The organism is Nocardia sp. BMG51109, assembly GCF_000526215.1.
In the GTDB taxonomy this organism is placed as follows: domain Bacteria; phylum Actinomycetota; class Actinomycetes; order Mycobacteriales; family Mycobacteriaceae; genus Nocardia.
The window spans coordinates 6,386,528-6,407,609 of the sequence record NZ_JAFQ01000004.1 but is presented as its reverse complement, the minus strand read 5'-3'; the positions used below and the strand labels follow the sequence as shown (position 1 = coordinate 6,407,609).

At 72.0% G+C, this 21,082-nt stretch carries 21 protein-coding genes; 12 read left to right on the top strand and 9 right to left on the bottom strand.

Going from position 1 to position 21,082, the window contains the following annotated elements:
* The first annotated feature begins 115 nt into the window (after positions 1-115).
* Complete coding sequence (locus D892_RS0130355; protein WP_024804852.1) at positions 116-1,048, top strand: S1C family serine protease; 933 nt, start codon at positions 116-118, stop codon at positions 1,046-1,048.
* Between the two features lie 30 nt (positions 1,049-1,078).
* Here D892_RS0130355 and D892_RS0130350 read toward each other — a convergent pair whose 3' ends face one another.
* Positions 1,079-1,354, bottom strand: a complete 276-nt coding sequence (locus tag D892_RS0130350) for a helix-turn-helix transcriptional regulator (RefSeq protein WP_024804851.1) — start codon at positions 1,352-1,354, stop codon at positions 1,079-1,081.
* Positions 1,355-1,428: 74 nt separating this feature from the next.
* Between D892_RS0130350 and map the strand changes: the two genes are divergently transcribed.
* The 3 genes from map (at position 1,429) to D892_RS0130335 (ending at position 2,964) form a co-directional block, all read left to right on the top strand.
* Positions 1,429-2,196, top strand: coding sequence for a type I methionyl aminopeptidase (gene map / locus D892_RS0130345; RefSeq protein ID WP_024804850.1), 768 nt, complete (start codon positions 1,429-1,431; stop codon positions 2,194-2,196).
* Between the two features lie 135 nt (positions 2,197-2,331).
* Complete coding sequence (locus D892_RS0130340) at positions 2,332-2,520, top strand: hypothetical protein (RefSeq protein ID WP_198037014.1); 189 nt, start codon at positions 2,332-2,334, stop codon at positions 2,518-2,520.
* Positions 2,521-2,580: 60 nt separating this feature from the next.
* The gene (locus D892_RS0130335; RefSeq protein WP_024804848.1) at positions 2,581-2,964 is read left to right on the top strand and encodes a PPOX class F420-dependent oxidoreductase; all 384 of its coding nucleotides are present in this window, start codon (positions 2,581-2,583) and stop codon (positions 2,962-2,964) included.
* Between the two features lie 59 nt (positions 2,965-3,023).
* Here the strand turns inward: D892_RS0130335 and D892_RS0130330 are convergent, their stop codons facing one another.
* From D892_RS0130330 to cobN, 3 genes are all read right to left on the bottom strand, one after another.
* A complete protein-coding gene (locus D892_RS0130330; RefSeq protein WP_024804847.1) occupies positions 3,024-3,413 on the bottom strand; it encodes a PPOX class F420-dependent oxidoreductase in 390 nt (129 codons plus the stop codon).
* 142 nt (positions 3,414-3,555) lie between these two features.
* The gene (locus D892_RS0130325) at positions 3,556-4,101 is read right to left on the bottom strand and encodes a hypothetical protein (protein WP_036570315.1); all 546 of its coding nucleotides are present in this window, start codon (positions 4,099-4,101) and stop codon (positions 3,556-3,558) included.
* 382 nt (positions 4,102-4,483) lie between these two features.
* Positions 4,484-8,218 (bottom strand): cobaltochelatase subunit CobN, encoded by a 3,735-nt coding sequence (cobN, locus tag D892_RS0130320; protein WP_024804845.1) that lies wholly within the window; start codon positions 8,216-8,218, stop codon positions 4,484-4,486.
* 315 nt (positions 8,219-8,533) lie between these two features.
* Here cobN and D892_RS0130310 point away from each other — a divergent pair, with 315 nt between their 5' ends.
* From D892_RS0130310 to D892_RS0130285, 6 genes are all read left to right on the top strand, one after another.
* Complete coding sequence (locus D892_RS0130310) at positions 8,534-8,779, top strand: hypothetical protein (protein WP_024804843.1); 246 nt, start codon at positions 8,534-8,536, stop codon at positions 8,777-8,779.
* A 5-nt stretch (positions 8,780-8,784) separates the two neighbouring features.
* Positions 8,785-9,099: a hypothetical protein gene (locus tag D892_RS44085; RefSeq protein ID WP_051499209.1), complete on the top strand. Its 315-nt coding sequence runs from the start codon at positions 8,785-8,787 to the stop codon at positions 9,097-9,099.
* Positions 9,100-9,382: 283 nt separating this feature from the next.
* Positions 9,383-10,606 carry a precorrin-3B synthase gene (gene cobG, locus D892_RS0130300; RefSeq protein WP_024804841.1) on the top strand — a complete coding sequence of 408 codons (1,224 nt, stop codon included), beginning with the start codon at positions 9,383-9,385 and terminating at the stop codon, positions 10,604-10,606.
* A gap of 195 nt (positions 10,607-10,801) precedes the next feature.
* A complete protein-coding gene (locus D892_RS0130295) occupies positions 10,802-11,437 on the top strand; it encodes a precorrin-8X methylmutase (RefSeq protein ID WP_024804840.1) in 636 nt (211 codons plus the stop codon).
* A 219-nt stretch (positions 11,438-11,656) separates the two neighbouring features.
* Positions 11,657-13,396 (top strand): precorrin-3B C(17)-methyltransferase, encoded by a 1,740-nt coding sequence (gene cobJ / locus D892_RS0130290; RefSeq protein WP_024804839.1) that lies wholly within the window; start codon positions 11,657-11,659, stop codon positions 13,394-13,396.
* Between the two features lie 132 nt (positions 13,397-13,528).
* Positions 13,529-14,074, top strand: a complete 546-nt coding sequence (locus D892_RS0130285) for a PadR family transcriptional regulator (RefSeq protein ID WP_024804838.1) — start codon at positions 13,529-13,531, stop codon at positions 14,072-14,074.
* Between the two features lie 8 nt (positions 14,075-14,082).
* Here D892_RS0130285 and D892_RS0130280 read toward each other — a convergent pair whose 3' ends face one another.
* The 4 genes from D892_RS0130280 to D892_RS0130265 all read right to left on the bottom strand — a co-directional run bounded on the left by D892_RS0130280 (position 14,083) and on the right by D892_RS0130265 (position 17,649).
* The gene (locus tag D892_RS0130280) at positions 14,083-14,820 is read right to left on the bottom strand and encodes a cobalt-precorrin-6A reductase (RefSeq protein WP_036570304.1); all 738 of its coding nucleotides are present in this window, start codon (positions 14,818-14,820) and stop codon (positions 14,083-14,085) included.
* Positions 14,817-15,425, bottom strand: a complete 609-nt coding sequence (locus D892_RS0130275; protein ID WP_024804836.1) for a hypothetical protein — start codon at positions 15,423-15,425, stop codon at positions 14,817-14,819. The genes D892_RS0130280 and D892_RS0130275 overlap by 4 nt, the downstream gene beginning before the upstream one ends.
* A 116-nt stretch (positions 15,426-15,541) precedes the next feature.
* Complete coding sequence (locus tag D892_RS0130270) at positions 15,542-16,801, bottom strand: bifunctional cobalt-precorrin-7 (C(5))-methyltransferase/cobalt-precorrin-6B (C(15))-methyltransferase (protein WP_024804835.1); 1,260 nt, start codon at positions 16,799-16,801, stop codon at positions 15,542-15,544.
* An 86-nt stretch (positions 16,802-16,887) separates the two neighbouring features.
* Positions 16,888-17,649, bottom strand: a complete 762-nt coding sequence (locus tag D892_RS0130265; protein WP_024804834.1) for an SDR family NAD(P)-dependent oxidoreductase — start codon at positions 17,647-17,649, stop codon at positions 16,888-16,890.
* A gap of 61 nt (positions 17,650-17,710) precedes the next feature.
* Between D892_RS0130265 and D892_RS0130260 the strand changes: the two genes are divergently transcribed.
* Entirely contained in the window at positions 17,711-18,118 is a 408-nt protein-coding gene (locus D892_RS0130260) for a PPOX class F420-dependent oxidoreductase (RefSeq protein WP_024804833.1), read from the top strand.
* Positions 18,119-18,699: 581 nt separating this feature from the next.
* On the opposite strand, the gene D892_RS0130255 is transcribed toward D892_RS0130260, so the two are convergent.
* Positions 18,700-19,827 (bottom strand): Xaa-Pro peptidase family protein, encoded by a 1,128-nt coding sequence (locus D892_RS0130255; RefSeq protein WP_024804832.1) that lies wholly within the window; start codon positions 19,825-19,827, stop codon positions 18,700-18,702.
* 256 nt (positions 19,828-20,083) lie between these two features.
* On the opposite strand from D892_RS0130255, the gene D892_RS0130250 reads away from it, so the two are divergent.
* The gene (locus D892_RS0130250) at positions 20,084-21,076 is read left to right on the top strand and encodes a 5'-3' exonuclease (RefSeq protein ID WP_024804831.1); all 993 of its coding nucleotides are present in this window, start codon (positions 20,084-20,086) and stop codon (positions 21,074-21,076) included.
* The last annotated feature ends 6 nt before the right edge of the window (positions 21,077-21,082 follow it).

Below are 21,082 nucleotides of genomic sequence, written 5' to 3'. Positions count from 1 at the left end.
TCAGATAAGCGCGGAGGTGTTCGCCGTGGACGACGACGTGAGTGCCCGGATCCTGGGCGACGACTCCGATCCTGCCGAAGGACACGGGCCGGACGCCGATCCACAGCGGCCCGGCATCGGGGAACCGGCGGCGGACGGGGCGGCGCTGGATGCCTATTCGCGGACGGTGATCACGGTGGCGCGCGAACTCACACCACATGTCGCCAGCGTGCAGACCCGGCGCGGCGGCGGGTCGGCGGTGGTCTTCACCGACGACGGGTTCCTGCTCACCAACGCCCATGTGGTCGGCTCGGCGCGCACCGGGACCGTCGTGTTCGCCGACGGTGCCGAGGCGCGGTTCGACGCGATCGGGGTGGATCCGCTGTCGGATCTGGCGGTCCTGCGGGCACACGGGACCACACCGACGGCGGCGGCGCTCGGCGATGCCGACGAGCTGGCCGTGGGACAGCTGGTGGTTGCGGTGGGCAGTCCGCTCGGGCTGGCCGGATCGGTCACCGCGGGCGTGGTGAGCGCACTGGGCCGTTCCGTGCCGGTCGGCGATCGCCGCACGGCGCGGGTGATCGAGGACGTCATTCAGACCGATGCGGCGCTGAACCCCGGCAATTCCGGTGGGGCGCTGGCGGATTCGTCCGGACGGGTGGTCGGGGTGAACACCGCGGTCGCCGGGATCGGGCTCGGCCTGGCGATCCCGATCAATGCCACCACCCGCCGCATCGTCGGCGCCCTGCTCGCCGAGGGGCGCGTGCGCCGCGCCTATCTCGGGGTCGTCGGCACCCCGGCTCCGCTTCCGGCCGACGTCGCCGCCCGGATCGGCCACCGGGCCGCCCTGCGCATCGTCGAGGTGGTGCGCGGCGGACCGGCCGAGCGTGCGGGGCTGCGCCGCGGCGACCTGATTCTCACCGTCGACCGCGCGGAGATCCGCGACGCCCAGGGCATTCAGCGCCACCTGTTCGCCGACGCCATCGGCCGCTCGCTGCCGGTGACGGTGCTGCGCAACGGTGCGATGGTCGACGTGATCGCGGCACCCACGGAACTCACCGCCGGGTAACGGACCGAACTACCCGGGTAACGGACCGAACTACGCTGTCGCCCGGGCGGATTCGGCCACCGGCACCGACTGCCAGATATCGGCCAGATCCTCCAGCGGGACATCCAGAGCCCGGCTCAGACCGACGACCGTACCGAACGCCGGGCTGGGCAACCTCCCCGACTCGATCTTGCGCAGCGTCTCCGGCGATATGCCGGCATCGCGAGCCACCACGGCGAGATCGCGCTCGGCCCGTACGGCACGCAGATGCGCACCGAGGCGGCGACCGGCCTCGACCTGAGCGGGCGTGAGGGGCAGGCGAACCATGCGGCCAGACTACGGTTGGTATTCAAATACCGCAAACGCTATGTTGGTATTTAAATACCAACAGGAGGAAGCTCGTGGTCGAACTGAAAACGCCGGACGAGATCGATCGGATGGCCGTGACCGGGCGGTTCGTGGCCGAGGTGCTGGCCGAACTGCGCGAACGCGCCCGGGTGGGAGTCAATCTGCTGGATCTGGAACACCATGTCCGCCAGCGCATCCGCGAACGCGGCGCCACCTCGTGCTACTGGGACTACGCCCCCTCGTTCGGCCGCGGCCCGTTCCGCAACACCGTCTGCCTGTCGGTGAACGACGCCGTCCTGCACGGCCTTCCGTTCGATTACTCGCTGCGCGACGGCGACGTCCTCACCATGGACCTCGCGGTGGACATCGACGGCTGGGTGGCCGATTCGGCGACCACCGTCATCGTCGGGACGGCCGACGAGCAGGACCGGCGGCTGGTCCGCGCGACCGAGGAGGCGCTGGCCGCCGCCATCGAGGTGGCGGTGCCCGGCAACCGGATCGGCGACATCTCCGCCACCATCGCCGAGGTCGCGCACGGTTACGGCTACCCGATCAACACCGAGTTCGGCGGCCACGGCCTGGGCCGCACCATGCACGAGGATCCGCACGTGGCCAACGACGGCCGTCCAGGTCGCGGCCTGCGCCTGCGCCCGGGCCTGACCATCGCGCTGGAGCCGTGGTTCGCCCGCGGCACCGACCGCATCGTCGTCGACCCCGACGGCTGGACCCTGCGCTCGGCCGACGGCTCCAACACGGCCCACTCCGAACACACCATCGCCGTCACCGACGACGGCCCCCGCGTACTCACCCTGGCGGCCTGAGACCCTCGGTTCCCCCGTGCGTCGAGCGCGCCCGGATACTCGCCGCGGAGTGTGCCGAGATCGCCGGACGACAACTCCAGCGCGGCGAGTTCCCGCCGCCGTCCGGGCCACTCGCTCGACATCGCCTGCGCCCGAATGCCTATCGGCCGGCAACGCCGGGCCGTCGCCGAGGTCCGCGACGACCTGTTCGCGCGGGATGCCCGTGTTTCCCAGTCGCTACGACGCGCCGTACTCCCCGATCTGCTGGAGCTGCGGTGCGGCGTCTTCGACAACTCCACCGTCCGGCCCGACCGGCTGCGGTGGCAGCTCGAGGCAGGCGAGTAGCGCTCGGCCGACAACACGCCGCACGACGCGGCGCCGGACGCGGCCGGTTAGGCTGCCCGAGTGGACAATCCCTTCGGCCCCGCAGGCACCGCCGACTACGTTCTGCTGACCACGTTCCGCAAGGACGGCACTCCGGTCGGGACACCGCTGTGGGCGGTGCTCGACGACGGCAGACTCTATGTCTGGACGGTCGCCGACAGCTGGAAGGTGAAGCGGATCAGGCGCAACCCCGCCGTGACACTGCAACCGTGCAGTGCCACCGGCACCCCCCACGGCGCCGCGATCGAGGGCAGCGCAAGCATTCTGGACGACGAGGGCAGCGAGCGGGTGCGCCGGCTGATCAAGCGCAAGTACCCGGTGCAGGGCCGGCTGGTCGTCACCGGCAGCGTGCTGCGGCGCGGGCGGCGCGGCACCGTCGGCATCGAAATCACCGCCGGGAGTTGAGCATTCGCCACATGCCCGGCCCTCGCGACGGGTAGTCCGCCGAAGCCGGGCCGGGCGCGCTACTCCCCCGGGACCTGCCGGGTGATCGACAGGCCGACCGAGCGGTCCTTGCCCAGGATCAGCTTGTGCCCCTGCACCGCGAGCGTCCCGATCACGCCGTACTTGCGGCCGATCACGCCCCGCACCCGATCCGTACCCGCCTCGTCGAGCACCTCGGCGGTGCCCGCGACGGTCTCCCCGCCCCGGGTGCGACCGCGGTTGTCGCACACCTCCAGCGTGACCGACGGATTGCGGCGGATCCGCTTCACCTTCCAGGTCTTGGGGTTGGTCCACACCACGATGCGGTCGCCGTCCGGCGCCACCCAGACGGGTGCGCCGACCGCGGTGCCGTCCTTCTTGTAGGTCGTCAGCAGCGCGTATTTGGATTGCGCGAGATCATTCCAGGTCATGTGGAGACAGTACGGCGGTGCGGCCCCGGCCACATCCGTCCCGGGGCGCAGAAACCGCTACGTTTGCGGGCGTAGCCGGGAAGGTCGACCGCCGGCCTGCGCGGCGCCGGCGGTCGACTCGTGTGCGGGAAAGGTCAGCCCGTCACGGCTGGTTCGCCCCGATCGCGGCGCCGATGAGGCCACCGACGACGCAGCCGATGATCGCGCCGACCCCGAAGAACCAGATGCCGATGACGATACCGATCACGCAGCCGAGTGCCGCGCCGCCCAGGATCTGCTCCTGGCTGCCGATGTCCTGCAGCGCCTGCGTCTGCGGCGTCGGGGCGCTGATATCGGCAGGGCTGTCCGGACGCACCGTCAATGTCTTTGCCGCGGCATCGATTTCCGGCGTCACATGCATCGTCCGGCCCGCTGCCTCGTACACCAGCGGCACCGTCCCGACCTGGGCGCCGTTCGGCGCGAACACGGCAACGGCCGCGGCGTCGGGAGTCAGCTCGAACCGGCCGTCGGCCAGCGTGGTGCTGACCGCCGAGCGGTCCTCGGCCAGCGTCGTCGTGTAGGCGACGCCCTGATCCGCCCCGTTGATCGACGGACCGGCGATACCGGCCTCACCGTGCGCGGTGGCCCCCGTGATGCCCAGCGCGGCGGCGGACAGCGCGGCAGTGGCGGCGAATTTTGCAATTCTCATGATCAATTCCTGTGCCTGGAGAACCGATTTCCGGACGGCCGCACGATATTCCGAGCATGATCGTAGAACTCGCCCGTCCGGCGAATCCGATTCGTGGTCGAATTGTTCTGCGGATAACGCTATCCACCGTCCGGCGGTAACCCCCGGGCGGACGTCGCAACATTTCTTATGGTCCCCTCAGGACGGGCACGGACCAAGCCCCCGGTTTCATGGGGCACTCCGGGGCCATCGGAAAGCCAAGCGCCACAGGATCATCTGCGCAAGATCACCGGACCGGAGGAGCGCCGGACGACCGGATATACACCGCTCGGCACCGACGCGGGAAGCCCCGGCAAACCGATTGTCCGGCAATGTCCGCCGCTCTCTCGGCACGTGTCGATCCCTACTCGAGTTCGCCCTCGGTCTCCAGGTATACCTGGCGCAGACGCTCGAGCGTATCCGGCCCCGGATGCTCCCACAGCTTGCGCTCGGCGGCCTCGAGCAGGCGTTCGGCAATGCCGTGCAACGCCCACGGATTCGACTGCTCCATGAACTTGCGATTCACGTCGTCGAAAACGTAGCTTTCCGAGAGCTTCTCGTACATCCAATCCGCGACCACATTCGTGGTGGCGTCGTAGCCGAACAGATAGTCGACGGTGGCGGCCATCTCGAAGGCGCCCTTGTACCCGTGCCGGCGCATCGCCTCGAGCCACCGCGGATTCACCACCCGCGCCCGGAACACCCGCGTGGTCTCCTCCGACAGCGTGCGGGTGCGCACGGCGTCCGGACGGGTGCTGTCGCCGATGTAGGCCGCCGGACTGCTGCCGGTGAACGCGCGCACCGCGGCCACCATGCCGCCGTGGTACTGGAAGTAGTCGTCGGAATCGGCGATGTCGTGTTCCCGGGTGTCGGTGTTCTTCGCGGCCACCGCGATCCGGCGGTATGCCGTGCGCATATCGTCGGCCGCCGGGGCACCGTCCAGACCCCGGCCGTAGGCGAAACCTCCCCAGGCGGTGTACACCTGCGCCAGATCGTCGTCGGTGCGCCAGCTCTTGGAGTCGATCAGCTGCAACAGCCCCGCGCCGTAGGTTCCGGGCTTGGAGCCGAAGATGCGGGTGGTGGCGCGGCGTTCGTCGCCGTGCGTGGCAAGATCCGATTCCGCGTGCGCGCGAACGTAATTCGATTCTGCCGGCTCGTCCAGTGCCGCGACCATCCGCACCGCGTCGTCCAGCTGCGCCAGCACGTGCGGGAACGCGTCGCGGAAGAAGCCGGAGATGCGCACGGTGACGTCGATGCGCGGGCGGCCCAGTTCGGCGAGCGCGATCGGCTCCAGCCCGGTGACGCGGCGGCTGGCCTCGTCCCAGACCGGCCGCACGCCCAGCAGCGCCAGTACCTCGGCGATATCGTCCCCGGACGTCCGCATGGCCGACGTTCCCCACACCGACAACCCCACCGACCGCGGATAGTCGCCGTGATCGGCGCGGTAGCGTTGCAGCAGCGACTCGGCCATGGCCTGACCGGTCTCCCAGGCCAGCCGCGACGGGACCGCCTTCGGATCGACCGAATAGAAATTGCGGCCGGTGGGCAGCACGTTGATCAGCCCGCGCAGCGGCGACCCGCTCGGCCCGGCCGGAATGAATCCGCCGTCGAGGGCGTGCAGGATCCGATCGATCTCCACGCCGGTCTGCCGCAGCCGGGGCACCACTTCGGTTGCGGCGAAGGACAATACCGCGCGCAGAGTGTCGATCCGATCGGCGGGCACGGTGATCGGATCGACATCGCCGGCCGACGGCGAATCCACGTCGTGCACAGCGCCTTCCGTACCGGGCGCGGCCGCGGCACTGCTCCCGGACCCCGGCGAGACTGCCGCCGACGAGAATTCACCGATCGTCACGGAGCGGTCCAGCACGTCGTCCACGGCGCCGGGCGACCAGTCGGCCGACTGCAGCGCGGCCAGCAACGCCCGGGCGCGGCCCTCCACCGCATCCACCCGATCCTTCGCCTCGTCACCGGATTCGCTGAGCCCCAGCGCCTCTCGCAGTCCGGGCACGGCGACCTCGCCGCCCCACAGCTGCCGCGCCCGCAGCATCGCGAGCACCAGATCCAGCTCGCCCTCCCCCACCGGCGCCCGTCCCAGCACGTGCAGGCCGTCCCGGATCTGCACATCCTTGATCTCGCACAGCCAGCCGTCGACGTGCAGCAGCATATCGTCGAAGGACTCCTCGTCCGGCCGTTCGGTCAGGCCCAGGTCGTGGTCCATCTTCGCCGCCCGCATCAGCGTCCAGATCTGCTGGCGGACGGCGGGCAGCTTGGCGGGATCCAGCGCCGAGATGTTCGCGTGCTCGTCGAGCAGCTGCTCCAATCGCGCGATGTCGCCGTAGCTCTCGGCCCGCGCCATCGGCGGGATCAGATGGTCGACCAGCGTCGCGTGCGCCCGGCGCTTGGCCTGCGTCCCCTCGCCCGGATCGTTGACCAGGAAGGGGTAGATCAGCGGCAGATCGCCGAGCGCCGCGTCGGTGGCGCAGGCCGCGGACATGCCCAGCGTCTTGCCGGGCAGCCACTCCAGGTTGCCGTGCTTGCCCAGATGCACCATGGCATCGGCGCCGAACCCACCGGCATCGGCCGGTGCGGCCAGCCACCGGTAGGCCGCCAGATAGTGGTGGCTGGGCGGGAGATCGGGGTCGTGGTAGATGGCGACCGGATTCTCCCCGAAGCCGCGGGGCGGCTGCACCATCAGCACGATATTGCCGAAACGCAGTGCGGCGATGACGATCTCGCCGGCGGGGTCCGCGGAACGGTCGACATACAGCTCACCCGGCGGCGGCCCCCACGCCTCGACGACGGCCGCGCGCAACGGCTCCGGCAACGTCTCGAACCACTGCGTGTACCGGTCCGCGCCGATGCGAATCGGGTTGCCCTCCAGCTGTTCGGCGCTCAGCCAGTCCGGATCCTGGCCGCCGGCGGCGATGACGGCGTGGATCAGCGCGTCGCCGTCCTGCTCGGCCAGTCCGGGAATCTCCCCGGGAGCACCGAGATCATAACCGGCCGAACGCATCTCGGTCAGCAATCGGATCGCGGAGGCGGGCGTGTCCAACCCGACGGCGTTGCCGATGCGGGCGTGTTTGGTGGGGTAGGCCGACAGCATCAGCGCGATTCGCCGCCGCCCGGCCGGAAGGTGCCGCAGCCGCGCGTGGCGCACCGCGATCCCGGCCACCCGCGCCGCGCGCTCCGGATCGGGCACGTAGGCCGCCAGGCCGTCGGCGTCGAACTCCTTGAACGAGAACGGCACCGTGATGATCCGCCCGTCGAACTCCGGCACCGCCACCTGGGTGGCCACGTCCAACGGGGACAGGCCGTCGTCGTTGGCCTCCCACTGCGCGCGGCCGCCGGTCAGGCACAGGCCCTGCAGGATCGGCACGTCGAGGTCGGCGAGCGCCCCGATATCCCAGGCCTCGTCGTCGCCGCCCGCCGACACCGCCGCGGGCTTGCTCCCACCGGCCGCCAGCACGGTCACCACCAGCGCGTCGGCGCCGCGCAGCACCTCGATCAGCTCCGGCTCGGCGGTCCGCAGCGAGGCACAGTACAGCGGCAGCGGCCGGCCGCCCGCGTTCTCGATCGCCGCGCACAGCGCGTCCACGTAGGCCGTGTTGCCGGCCAGGTGCTGGGCGCGGTAGTACAGCACGGCGACGGTCGGGCCGTCCACGGCGCGTGCGGTCCGCTCCAGCTCACCCCAATGGGGCAGGTGCACAGGCGGTTCGAAGCCGTGCCCGGTGAGCAGCACCGTATCGGACAGGAAGCGGTGCAGTTGCCGCAGGTTCTCGGCGCCACCGGCGGCCAGGTAGTTGTGCGCGTCGGCGGCGACTCCGCCGGGCACCGTCGAACACTCCATCAGCTCCGCGTCGGGGGCCATCTCACCGCCGAGCGCCACCACCGGGACGCCGGCGCCGCGCACCGTCTCCAGGCCCTCCTCCCAGGCCCGCCGTCCGCCGAGGATGCGCACCACCACCAGGTCGGCGCCGTCGAGCAGCGCCGGCAGATCGTCGAGCAGCAGCCGCGCGGGGTTGCCGAGCCGATAGTCGGCCCCGCTCGCACGCGCGGACAGCAGATCGGTATCGGACGTGGACAGCAACAGAATCACGGTTCGGCCTTCCTCGGGTGACGCGCCCATCGGTCAGTTGGCGCCCGCCAGGAGGGTCTGACTGTCACAGTGGCGCGACCGCACCGGATTTGCACCGGTTTCCTCGTACTGGGCGAGCATCAGGATGCTATCGCGTCGGGCCCGCCGCCCCGACGGGCCCGGTCGGCATCCGGGTCACCCGAATGCATCGAACCCGCAACGACCTGCCCTTCGACCGTGTCGGCCCCGGTCACCCCGGCGTACGCTCGGAATATGCCGAACTCACCAGGGTGGGCCAGGCGGAACCGCTTCGCCGCCTGGTCGGGAATTGTTTGCATGATGATTGCCGTTGCCTTGCTGGCGATGGCGCTGGCCGCGGCCGCGGGAGATCGGAGCGATCTGCTGCTGATCTCCGCCGGTGTGTGCGCCGCGGTCGCGATCTTCGGCCTGCTGGTCTTCGAGTCGACCAATCGGCGCGATCGCACCGATCACCACGAACGGCCGCATCTGCTGGACGACAGCTACGTTCCGACACCGGTATGGAAGCGCCGGGCGCGCGACGCCGACGAGAAGGGGCGCTGAGCCCGATGCCCGAGCCGGGCTGGGTGCGACGCAACCGCTTCGTCGCCTGGTCGAGCTACTGCTGCGCGCTGGTCGTCTTCGCCACGCTGCCCATGGCACTCACAGCCGCCGGATCCGGACACCGCGGCTGGGCCATGCTGTCGGGCGGTGTCTGTGCCGCCGCCGCGGTCGTCGGTCTCACGCTCTTCGTCACCACCGTGCACCGCGACCACATCGATCACCACGCCATCCCCAGCCTGGTCCGCGACCGCTGGTTCGCCGAGCCCTCCCGGGGGCGGCGGCCTGCGCCTATCCGGGCAAACCCCCGCCACCGCCGCTGATCCGTCGTCGCGAACACTCACGGCGGCGCGTTCGGAGCCGCTCGCCGGTGGCGAGGCCAGCGCGGCAGATCCGCCGCGATGAGCCCGCTCCCCGGCTCCCCGCTCTGCGCCCGGGGCGCCACCGACCCCACACCATCCGGTGCCCCGGCCCCTTGTCGCGGACTCGCAGGAGAACTGGGGACACCCGGCGTCCGAGCGTTCCCGCACCACCGCACCACCGCGCGACTGCTGGACGAGTGGCCGCTCCGGCCGACTCCGGCGCGACTCGTAGGCTGGACGGACCATGACTCGTTCGGTGCCCGATTCCTGTCCCGGCGTGCTGCGGCTGCACGACGCCGCGGACGGCCCGCTGGCCCGCGTCCGGCTGCCCGGCGGGGCACTGCGGCCCGGTCAGCTCCGAGCGCTCGCCGCGGCGGCCCGCGACCTGGGCGACGGCCACATCGAACTCACCTCGCGCGGGAACGTGCAGCTGCGGCGGGTGCGCGACGCACCGGCGCTCGCCGCGCGGCTCGACGCCGCCGGGCTGCTGCCCGCGCCGTCCCACGAGCGGGTGCGCAATATCGTCGCCTCGCCGCTGTCCGGCCGGGTCGGCGGCCGGTCCGACGTACACGCCCTGGTTCCGGCCCTGGACGAGGGGCTGCGGGCGCGCCCCGAGCTGGCCGAACTCCCGGGACGGGTGCTGTTCACCCTCGACGACGGGCGCGGCGACGTCAGCGGCCTCGGCGGCGATATCGGCGTCCACGCGGTGGCCCGCAACGAGTACGCGCTGCTGCTCGGCGGCGAGGACACCGGCATCCGGATCCCGGGCCGAGACGCTGCCGGCGTACTGCTCGCGGCCGCCCGCGCCTTCCAGGACCTGCGCGGCGACCGGTGGCGGTTACACGAGATCGACGACGGACCCGCCCGGGTGGCCGCGCGGCTCGGCCTGCCCGCCACCGCCGAACCTCTCGAACTCGATGCGCGCCACGACATTCCGATCGGCTGGTTCCCCCAGGCCGACGACCGGGTGGCGCTCGGCGCGGGCGTGCCGCTGGGCGGTCTGCCGGCCCGGACCGCGGAATTCGTTGCCGCCGTGGACCGTCCGGTGTTCCTGACACCGTGGCGGAGCCTCGTGATCGCCGACCTCGACGAATCCGTCGCCGACCAGGCGGTCCGAGTGCTGGCCCCGCAGAACCTGATCTTCGACGCGCACTCCCCGTGGCTGCTGGTGACCGCCTGCGCGGGAAAGCCCGGATGTGCCAAGTCGCACACCGACATTCGCGCCGATGTCGCCGCCGCGGTCGCCGACGGCAGGATCCTGCCCGGCGCCTCGTCCCGGCCCGGCGCCGGCCTCGCGGCCGAGGATGCCGGAGCCCGGGGCCGTCAGCACTGGTCCGGCTGTGACCGTCGCTGCGGCCGTCCGCGCGGTGCCGTGACGGACATCGTGGCCGAGCCCGGCGGCTACCGCGTCACCCCGCCGGACGGCGCCGCTCGATCCTCGACGACCACGCCGGCGGACTCTCGGTAAAACCCCGGCGCTGCCCGTGTCACCACGGAAGGTCGCCTGCCGTGCGAGGGACCGCAGGCACAGATGTCGACCTGGCGGCGCCGCGCCGAACAGTGAACGCGCCGTCGCCCGCGCCGCGGCCGCCCGCACGGGGCATCCGCACTCGGGGTCGGCACCCCGGGATCGCCGCGACCGGGCCCGGCTAGGGTGGACGCCATGTCCGACGCACGCACCGGCTACCTCACCGACGGGGCCGAGATCTACCGGCGCTCGTTCGCGACCATCCGGGCCGAGGCGGACCTGACCCGGTTTCCCGCCGATGTCGCGCAGGTCGTGGTGCGGATGATCCACGCCTGCGGGCAGGTCGACCTCGCCGCCGACTTCGCCCACAGCCCCGACGTCGTCGCGAAGGCCCGCGCCGCGCTGCGCGCCGGTGCCCCGATTCTGTGCGACGCCACCATGGTCGCCTCGGGAGTGACCCGCAAGCGCCTGCCCGCCGACAACGAGGTGCTCTGCCTGCTCGCCGATCCCCGCGTGCCCGGCCTCGCGCAGCGGATGAACACCACGCGCTCGGCTGCCGCCCTGGAACTGTGGCGCGACCGGCTCGACGGCGCGGTGGTAGCGGTCGGCAACGCGCCCACGGCGCTGTTCCACCTGCTCGACATGCTCGACGCCGACGCGCCCCGGCCCGCCGCGGTCCTCGGCGTCCCGGTCGGATTCGTCGGCGCCGCCGAATCCAAGCAGGCGCTCGCCGAGTACGGCGGCGTCGAATACCTGACCGTGCACGGCCGCCGCGGCGGCAGCGCCATCACCGCCGCGGCGCTCAACGCGATTGCGAGCGAACGGGAATGAGTGTTCACACGCTGGTCGAATCCGCGTCGGCGCAGTGGTCGGATACGGTCCGACTCACCGCGCCGGCACCGGCACCACTGATCGCGGGCGGGCAGGACCCGGTGGCCCCGGGGCGGCGCTGGTGCCGCTGTAGGTGGCGCACCGCTGACCACGCTCGCGCAGTAGTGAAATGAGCGCTCACGCAGTAGTGAGCGGTATCGATCGCGGAAGGGATACGGAGTGACGGGCAAGCTGTGGGGCATCGGGTTGGGGCCCGGCGACCCGGAACTGGTGACGGTCAAGGCCGCGCGCCTGATCGGCGAGGCCGACGTGATCGCCTTCCACAGCGCCCGGCACGGGCGCAGCATCTCGCGCGGTATCGCGGCGCCCTACATGCGGCCGGGACAGCTCGAGGAGCACCTGATCTATCCGGTCACCACCGAGACCACCGACCATCCGGGCGGCTACCAGGGCGCCATCGACGAGTTCTACGAGCGGTCGGCCGCCACGCTCGCCGCCCACCTCGCCGCCGGCCGCACGGTGGCCCTGCTCGCCGCCGGTGATCCGCTGTTCTACAGCTCCTACATGCATATGCACCGCCGCCTGGCCGACCGGTTCGAGGCCGAGATCGTCCCGGGCATCACCTCGGTCAGCGCCGCCTCGGCCGCGCTGGGCACCCCGCTGGTCGAGGGCGAGCAGGTGCTCACGGTGCTGCCCGGCACCCTGCCGCCCGACGAGCTGTCCCGCCGGCTCACCGCGGCCGACGCCGCCGTCGTGATGAAGCTGGGCCGCACGTATCCCGGTGTGCGGCAGGCCCTGTCGGACTCCGGCCGGCTCGGCGAGGCGTACTACGTGGAACGCGCCAGCACCGGCCGCCAGCGCGTCCTGCGCGCCGCCGACGTCGACGACGCGAGCGTGCCGTACTTCGCGATCGCCGTGGTGCCGGGGCCCGCGCCGACCACCGACATCCCGCTCACCCCGAACGCACCCGCCCGCACCGGGCACAAGTCGGCCGCGCCCGCAACAGCGGCGCCCGCACTCGCCCACACCGCGACCGCGCTCCCACCGGACGCGTCCACGACCGCGCCGGTGCCGGACGCGGCGACAGCCGGTGCCGCCGATCCGGCATCAGCACACGGTATTTCGGACGGTGCCGGAACAGATCGACACACCCGCACCGGCGACGCTCCCGCACCGGCCGCCGAACCTGTTGCGGCCCGGGATGTTCCCGGGATCGGCGAGGTCGTCGTCGTCGGCCTGGGCCCCGGTGCGGCGGACTGGACCACGCCCGAGGTCGGCCGCGCGCTGGCGGAGGCGACCGATCTCGTCGGCTACGCGACATATATCGACCGGGTGCCGCATCGGCCCGGACAGCGGCGGCATGCCAGCGACAACCGCGTCGAGTCCGAACGCGCCGCGATGGCGCTGGATCTCGCCCGGCGCGGCGGCCGGGTGGTGGTCGTCTCCTCGGGCGATCCCGGCGTCTTCGCCATGGCGGCGGCGGTGATCGAGGAATCCGCCGATCCGCGGTGGCGCGAGGTTCCGGTCCGGGTGCTGCCCGGTGTCACGGCGGCGAGCGCGGTCGCGGCCCGCCTGGGTGCACCGCTCGGCCACGACTTCGCGATGATCTCGCTGTCGGACCGGCTCAAGCCGTGGGAGGTGGTGGCGCGGCGGCTGTCGGCGGTGGCCGCGGCCGATATGGCCGTCGCCGTGTACAACCCGGCCTCCTCGCAGCGCACCTGGCAGGTGACGGCCATGCGCGACCTGCTGCTCGAGCACCGCAAGCCCGACACCCCCGTGATCCTCGGCCGCGACGTGGGCGGGCCCAGCGAATCGGTGCGCGTCGGCACCCTCGCCGACCTCGATCCCGCCGAGGTCGACATGCGCACCCTGCTCATCGTCGGCGCCTCCACCACCGAAACCTTCGACACCCCGGCCGGCCCCCGGGTCTACACCGCCCGCCGCTACGCCGTCCCCTGAGCCGCCGCGGATACCGCGACTATCAAGGGAGCGCAGTGGGTACCCGCACACGCAGTGCGCGGCACGTACTGCGATCCGGCCCGCGCACCACTAATATTCCACTGTAGAGGGTTGTCGTGGGAAGGGGCCGGTGTGGCCGAGGACTCGTCGAAACGCGAACTCAACTCGACGGCGGCGTCGCTGCTGGGGTTTCTGCACGAGGGTCCGATGTCCGGATGGGATCTGGTGAACGTCGCCGACGACCGGATCGGGGATTTCTGGACGGTCACGCAGAGCCAGGTCTATCGGGAACTGTCGGCGATGAACCGGGCCGGCCTGCTCGACCGGGGCGAACCAGGGGCGCGGGACCGCACGCCGTATCATCTCACCGACGCCGGGCGAGAGGCGTTCGCGGAGTGGATCGCCCGCGATCCCGGGCCCGAGACCATCCGGGTACCGCTGCTGCTCACGCTGTCGTTCGGGCAGTTCGTCGAGCCGGCGCGCCTGCGCCGGATCATCGCGGCCAACCGGGAGATCCACGAGCAGCGGCTGGCCGGCTACCTGGACGAATGCGGCGGGGAGAAGTCACGCTACGACGGGGCCACCCTGGATTTCGGAATCCGGTACGAGCGTGCCGTCCTGGAATGGTTCGATCGGCTGCCCGAACTGCTCGGCCTGCCGGTCCCCGATCGCGCCTGAACACCGGGTCATATCCGGCGGCGCAACCACTCCCGGGCCGCCCCGGCGGTGTCCACGGTCGTCGCCCCCGGCGGCAGTGGCGGGCGATCGATCACCACCACCGGTAGCGCGCGCGCCCGCGCGGCGGCGAGTTTGGCCGCGGTGGACTCGCCCCCGCTGTCCTTGGTCACCAGCGTCTCGATGCGCCGATCGATCAGCAGTCGCGTCTCGTCCGCGATCGTGAACGGCCCCCGGGCCAGCACGATCTCGTGCGCCGGCGGCAGACCGCCGGTCGGCGGGTCGATGGCGCGAATCAGAAACCACTGCCGATCCAGGTGCGCGAAGGCGCTCACGCCCTGTCGCCCGATGCTGAGGAACACCCGATCGCCCAGTCCGGCAACGGTTCGCGCGGCAGCCGCCGTATCCGGCACGCGAATCCAGCGGTCGCCCGGGCCTTCTCGCCAGCCCGGCCGCCGCAGATGCAGCACCGGAATTCCGAGGCTCGTCCCGGCCGCCGCCGCGTGGGCGGACATGACGCCCGCGAACGGATGGGTCGCGTCCACCACGGCGTCGATATCGTTGTCCGACAACCAGTCCCGCAGACCCTCGACTCCCCCGAAGCCCCCCACACGCACCGCACCGGCCGGCAGCACGGGTGCGCGTACGCGTCCGGCGAGCGAGGAGACGATCTCGACTCCCCGCTCGCCGGCGACGATCTCGGCCAGTTCCCGGGCTTCCCCGGTGCCGCCGAGAATCAGAATTTTCAGGGTTGCCCGCTGAAGTAGGCCTGGCCCGCGGCCAGCAGCGACGGGCCACCCGCCACCAGCAGGCCGATGACCGCACCGATCAGCGCACCCGGGATCAGGCCGACTCCCAGGAAGAAGAAGCCGACCAGGGCGCCGATCGCGGCGCCGACGCCCGCGCCCAGCGAGGACCGCTGCAGTTCGGCGAAGAACCACTCCTGCGCGGAGATGTTCTGCACCTGGGCCACGACACCGCCCTGCGGCGTCATCGTCAGGGTGCGGCCGTCGGCGGCGACCGACGCGGCCACCTCACCGCGCTGGCCGCCCGACACGACCGCCAGCGGATACTGCATGACGACGTCGCCGGCGTCGTTGCGCAGACTGACCGACTGCGCGGCCGTGTCGAGGCTGAACGCGCCGCCGGTCACCGTGGTCACCACCGACTTGCCCGCGGCGTCGATCTGCGTGGTGTAGGCGATGCCCCGGTCCTCGCCGTGCACCGACGGCGCGGCCTGCTGCACCTGGCCCGGCTCCGCCGGAGCGGCGGGCTGCGCGTAGCTGGTTCCGGCCGCGACCCCGGTGGCCGCGATGGCGAGCAGCGAGGTGGCGGCGAACTTCTTGTATTTCATCTATCTCCCCGGTCAGGACAATGTCACGCCGATAACAATTCGGCATACCGGACAGACCATACCCGGAGATCGGTTGACCGTTCATCCGCAGGACCGGAATTGCGCCGGGCACCCGCCTACTTCGTGACCGACCACTGCGCCACCGGCAGATGCGGACGCCAGGTAGTGAAGCCGCCCAGCGGCTCCGCGCGGTGGATCTGGATCCTGCGCAACGCGCCGCCGTGTGCCGCTGCCCAGCCCAGCAGCATCGCCTCGGATTCCGCGGTGACCGCGTCCGCGACCAGCCGCCCGCCGGATCGCAGCCGCGCCCAACAGGTTTCGAACACCCCGGGCTGGGTCAGCCCGCCGCCGAGAAAGATCGCGTCGGGAGCCGAGGATTCGCCGGCCCGGGATTCGGCGGCGCGCAGCGCGGTGAGGACCTCGCCACGCACGTCGATGCCGGGTACTCCCAAAGCCGCCGCGTTCTCGGCGATCTGGCGGCGCCGGGCCTCGGACCGCTCGAAAACGACCGCGCGACACGACGGATGCGTGCGGCACCACTCGATGGCGATCGTCCCCGAACCGCCGCCGACGTCCCACAGCAGTTCACCGGGCGCGGGGGCCAGGGCCGACAGCGCCAGCGCGCGCACCTCCGCCTTCGTCAGCTGACCGTCGCCGCCGTATGCCGTGTCGGGCAGGCCCGGGATCCGGGTCAGCCGCACGGACTCCGGATCGGCGGCACCGTCGACGGCGACGATGTTGAGCGGGTCGCCGGGCGGTGCCGACCAGGTCCCGGCGACCCCGCCATACATTCGCTCACCGGGGCCGCCGAGCTGTTCCAGAACGGTCAGGCCGGATCCGCCGAACCCGTTGCGCGCCAAGAGCTCCGCCAGCCGCGCCGGGGTGCCCTCGTCGGCCGACAGCACCAGGATCCGCCGCCGGTCCGCCAGTTCCGGAAGAACCGTCTCCGGCGGCCGGCCCACCAGGCTGACCACCGGGGTATCGGCCAGCCCCCAGCCCAGCCGCGCGCACGCCAGCGAGACCGAGGAGGGCTGCGGCAGCACCCGAAGCGCCTGCGGCCCCAGCAGTTTCGCCAGGGTCACACCGATCCCGTAGTACATCGGATCGCCGCTGGCCAGCACGCACAGCCGCGAATCACGGTGTGCCCCCAGCAGTTCCGGCAGGGCCGGCAGCAGCGGCGTGGGCCAGCCCACCCGCCGCGGACCGGTCACCTCCGCCGGCACCAGCCCCAGCTGCCGCGCCGAGCCGAAGACGACCTCCGCGTCCGCGATCGCGTTCCTGCTCGTCTCGCCCAGACCACCCCACCCGTCGGCCCCGATCCCGACCACCGCGATCGGCCGGTCGGCCGGCCGACCCGGCTGCGGGCCCGCGCTCATCGACCCACTCCGCCGGACCGCACCGGTACCCTCGTCCTCGGTCCGCTCCTCGGCCATCGGAAGGCCGTCCGGCCGTGCCGCGGAACTCATCGGGGCAACCGGCGCCAGATCGCCTGCGGCACGAAGCGGGCGACGAAGTACAGGGCGCGCAGCACACCCGGTACCCAGAGGCGATCCGAGCGGCGGCGCAGGCCGGCCACGACGGCCTCGGCCACCCGCGGCGGCGTGGCGGGGAACGGTGCCGGCTTCATGCCCGCCGTCATCGCGCCGACGACGAACCCCGAACGGACCAGCAGCAGGTGAACGCCGCTGCCGTGCAACGCATCCGACAGTCCGCTCGCGAAACCGTCCAGGCCGGCCTTCGCCGACCCGTACACGTAGTTGGCCCGTCGCACCCGGATCCCGGCCACCGAACTGAACACCACCAGCTGCCCGCTGCCCTGCGCCCGCAGCAGATTCGCCAGCGTGGTGAGCACACTGACCTGCGCCACGTAGTCGGTCTGCACCACCGCGATCGCGGCGGCCGGGTCGCGCTCCGCCGCGGCCTGGTCACCGAGGATGCCGAAGGCCACCACGGCGACACCGATGCGGCCGTGCTCGGCGGCGATCTTCTCCAGCAGCGGGCCGTGGCTCGGCAGGTCGTCGGCGTCGAACTCGGCGGAGTGCACCGCGGCCGCGCCCGCCCGTTCCAGCCGGGCCCGGGACGCGGACAGATCGCCGCCGCGCCGCGCGGCCAGGATCACCGTGCGCCCGGCGGCCAGCCGCTCGGCGATCTCCACCCCCATCTCGCTGCGCCCGCCCAGCAGGAGAATCGCACCCTCGTCGACGTCGCGTCCGCGCACACCCATGGCGCACAGTCTGCCAAACCGCCCGCCGCGACCGGCGACGCCGCTTGCTACCGTCGCGGTCATGACGAGCGCCGACACTCGGATCGAACTGTCCCCCGCCGCGCTGGAGTTCGTGGCCGAGCGGCACCTGGCCACACTCACCACGTTGCGCGCGAACGGCACGCCCCACGTGGTCGCGGTCGGTTTCACCTGGGATCCCGACGCCGGGATCGCCCGCATCATCACCTCCGGCGACACCGTCAAGGCCCGCAACGCGGGCCGCCGCGGCTACGCGGCCGTCAGCCAGGTGGACGGTGCGCGCTGGCTCACCCTGGAGGGCCCCGCCGAGGTCCGCACCGATCCGGCCGACGTCGCCGACGCCGAGGCCCGCTACGCCGCCCGCTACCGCACCCCGCGCGAGAACCCCCGCCGCGTCGTCATCGCGATCCACGTAGCCCGCGCCCTCACCAGCAGCAGGCTGCGCGACTGACCGGCGCATCGCGTCGTTGCCGCGCTATCCGGCAGGCCGGCCGACCCGACAGCCGTGCGTGTGGCCATCCTCCCGTCGGAAGGCCCCAGCTGGATCCAACCAGACACCCGGTCGGTCGGCGCCGACACTCCTCGGAGGCCCCGTCCGGCGTCGCACACAAATCGTCACCACACCACGCTCGCACGGGCGCACTCCAGTGCGACTCCACAGTCGCCCATCGGCGCATTCGACCCGTGCCGACGGGACCCGCAGCACGGCGGGATCGGCCTTGACGCAAATCACGAGTCCGACGCCGGTCCGCCCGAGATCGAGAGCATGGGGCACCGCCGTCGAATCACGAAGCGAAACCGGTTCGTGAATCGCGGTCATCGCTACGGCCGCTGCACGCCGCCGAAGCATATCGCCCGGCCGCTCATCACACCGGTGTCCCGCCCGTTCCGGCAGCCCGGCCGGCGGACACCTGGCAGCTCCGGGCGGGCGCACGGACTCGCCGCGGTTACCCGGCAGTCGCCTGTCGAGGCGGATACCTCTTTCCGCCGACCACTGCTCCCCCGGTGGCGAGGGCACCGGCCGGTCCGCGATCACACCACCGCGAGGCCGTGCGGGCGGTGGTTCATGGATTCGCAGCCGTCCTCGGTGACGACGACGATGTCTTCGATCCTGGCTCCCCACTCGCCGCCGAAGTAGAGGCCGGGTTCGATGCTGAACGCCATGCCCGGCTCCAGCACCAGATCGCTGCCCGTCATGATGTACGGCTCCTCGTGCACCGACAGGCCGATCCCGTGACCCGTGCGGTGGATGAAGTTGTCGCCGAAACCGGCCCGGCTCAATGGCTCTCGCGCGGCGGCATCGACGGATTCCGCCGTCGCGCCCGGACGCACGGCGGCCACGGCGGCCGCCTGGGCCCGCTCGAGTTCGGCGTAGCGGGAGGCGATCTCCGGATCCGGCTCGCCCAGCACATAGGTGCGGGTCGAGTCGGAGTAGTACCCCGGCTCCACCGGGCCGCCGATGTCGACGACCACCACGTCACCGGTCTCGAGGCGGCGCTCCGATTTCTCGTGGTGCGGAGAGGCGCCGTTCGGGCCGCTGCCCACGATGACGAACGCGGCGTCCGTGTGCCCCTCCTCGACGATCGCCGCTTCGATATCGGCGGCGACATCGGCCTCCGTCCGGCCCGGACGCAGCCACTCGCCCACCCGCGCGTGCACGCGGTCGATCGCGGCGCCGGCGCGGCGCAGCGCCTCGATCTCGCTGGCGTCCTTGATCATTCGCAGTTGCCGTAGCACCGGGGTGGCCGAGACCGGCAGCGCGTTGAGCGTGTCGGCGATCGGCAGCAGGTGCAGCGCGGGCATGGCGTCGTCCACCGCCACCCGGGCTCCGGCGTTCAGCGCCGACTTCACGACCCGGTACGGGTTCACGCCGTCGGTCCAGTCGAGCACCTGCAGGCCCAGTTCGCCCGCCGCCGAACCGGACAGCGAGGCCAGCTCCAGTTTCGGGATCACCACCGACGCGGTCTCGCCGCTGGCCGGGATCACCAGGCAGGTCAATCGCTCGAACGATTGCGCCCCGGAGCCGATCAGATACCGCAGATCGGGCCCCGGCGTGATCAGCAGGGCGTCCAGCTTGGCCGCCCGGGTCAGTTCCGCCGCACGCTCCAGCCGCTTGCCGTAGACCTCCGCCGTGAACCGTTCCTCCGAGTGCGCGTTCATGGTTCCGACGTTACCCGGGGCCATGATGCCGTGCGCCACTGTTCCGGCGGCCGTGCCGTGCGGCACCGTTCCAGAGGCAGTCACCGTGCGGCACCGGTCGGGGGCCGTACCGTGCGGCACCGGTCGGGGGCCGTACCGTACGGCACCGGTCGGGGGCCGTACCGTACGGCAGCGCCCCGACGGCGTCCCGCCGCCGGGGCGGCACTCCGGCGGCATCGCGGCGGATCTGTCGGGCGGATCGGCTAGCGTCTCGGTCATGAGCTCACCTGCCGCCGGTCCCCTGCTGCTGCTCGACGGGGCCAGCCTGTGGTTCCGGGCCTTCCATGCCATCCCCGAGAAGATCACCGCGCCCGACGGGCAACCGGTCAACGCGCTGCGCGGGTTCACCGACATGGTCTCGTCGCTGATCACCCGGCACGCCCCGGAGCGGCTGGTGGTCTGCCTCGATCTGGATTGGCGGCCGCGGTTCCGTGTGCAGCTGGTGCCGTCCTACAAGGCCCATCGCCTGGCCGATGCGGGCGCGGCGGGATCGGGCCCCGCCGGTGCGGCCGGCGAACCGGACACCGAGGAGGTCCCCGACACGCTGACTCCCCAGGTGGACATGATCTTGTCGCTGCTGGCGGCGGCGGGCATCGCGACCGCGGGCGCCGAGGGCCTGGAGGCCGACGACGTCCTCGGCACCCTCGCCACGCGGGAGAGCACGCACGAAACGATCGTCGTGAGCGGCGATCGCGATCTGCTGCAACTGGTCCGCGACGAGCCGGCACCGCCGGTGCGGGTCTTCTACGTGGGCCGCGGCCTCGCCAAGGCCGAGTTGTTCGGCCCGGCCGAGGTGTCGGCCAAATACGGTGTGCCGCAACAAAACGCGGGCGCCGCCTATGCCGACATGGCCACGCTGCGCGGCGACGCCTCCGACGGCCTGCCCGGTGTCGCGGGCATCGGCGACAAGTCCGCCGCGACCCTGATCTCCCGCTTCGGCAGCCTGGAAGCCCTCGTCGCCGCCGTGCACGACCCGAATTCCGATCTGGCCCAGGGCGTTCGGGCCAAGCTCCGCGCCGCCGACGACTACCTGAAGGCCGCCGCCCCGGTCGTCCGGGTCGTCCGCGACGCCGACGTCCACCTGTCCCGCCCCGACCTGCTCCCCGCGGTCCCGGCCGACCCGGACGGCCTGCACGCTCTCGCCGCCGCCTACAACGCCGAAAGCCCCGTCAAGCGCCTGATTTCCGCCCTGGGATCCGCCCGCACCTGACCACCG

Excerpts from the sequence above, each read along its gene's own strand:
- D892_RS0130250 (WP_024804831.1), top strand. The coding sequence starts at position 20,084 with ATGAGCTCACCTGCCGCCGGTCCCCTGCTGCTGCTCGACGGGGCCAGC.
- D892_RS44085 (WP_051499209.1), top strand. The coding sequence starts at position 8,785 with ATGCCCGAGCCGGGCTGGGTGCGACGCAACCGCTTCGTCGCCTGGTCG.
- D892_RS0130265 (WP_024804834.1), bottom strand. The coding sequence starts at position 17,649 with ATGGGTGTGCGCGGACGCGACGTCGACGAGGGTGCGATTCTCCTGCTG.
- D892_RS0130270 (WP_024804835.1), bottom strand. The coding sequence starts at position 16,801 with ATGAGCGCGGGCCCGCAGCCGGGTCGGCCGGCCGACCGGCCGATCGCG.
- D892_RS0130260 (WP_024804833.1), top strand. The coding sequence starts at position 17,711 with ATGACGAGCGCCGACACTCGGATCGAACTGTCCCCCGCCGCGCTGGAG.
- D892_RS0130310 (WP_024804843.1), top strand. The coding sequence starts at position 8,534 with ATGATGATTGCCGTTGCCTTGCTGGCGATGGCGCTGGCCGCGGCCGCG.
- D892_RS0130350 (WP_024804851.1), bottom strand. The coding sequence starts at position 1,354 with ATGGTTCGCCTGCCCCTCACGCCCGCTCAGGTCGAGGCCGGTCGCCGC.
- D892_RS0130330 (WP_024804847.1), bottom strand. The coding sequence starts at position 3,413 with ATGACCTGGAATGATCTCGCGCAATCCAAATACGCGCTGCTGACGACC.
- D892_RS0130340 (WP_198037014.1), top strand. The coding sequence starts at position 2,332 with ATGCCTATCGGCCGGCAACGCCGGGCCGTCGCCGAGGTCCGCGACGAC.
- D892_RS0130275 (WP_024804836.1), bottom strand. The coding sequence starts at position 15,425 with ATGAAATACAAGAAGTTCGCCGCCACCTCGCTGCTCGCCATCGCGGCC.
- D892_RS0130325 (WP_036570315.1), bottom strand. The coding sequence starts at position 4,101 with ATGAGAATTGCAAAATTCGCCGCCACTGCCGCGCTGTCCGCCGCCGCG.
- cobG (WP_024804841.1), top strand. The coding sequence starts at position 9,383 with ATGACTCGTTCGGTGCCCGATTCCTGTCCCGGCGTGCTGCGGCTGCAC.
- D892_RS0130295 (WP_024804840.1), top strand. The coding sequence starts at position 10,802 with ATGTCCGACGCACGCACCGGCTACCTCACCGACGGGGCCGAGATCTAC.
- D892_RS0130255 (WP_024804832.1), bottom strand. The coding sequence starts at position 19,827 with ATGAACGCGCACTCGGAGGAACGGTTCACGGCGGAGGTCTACGGCAAG.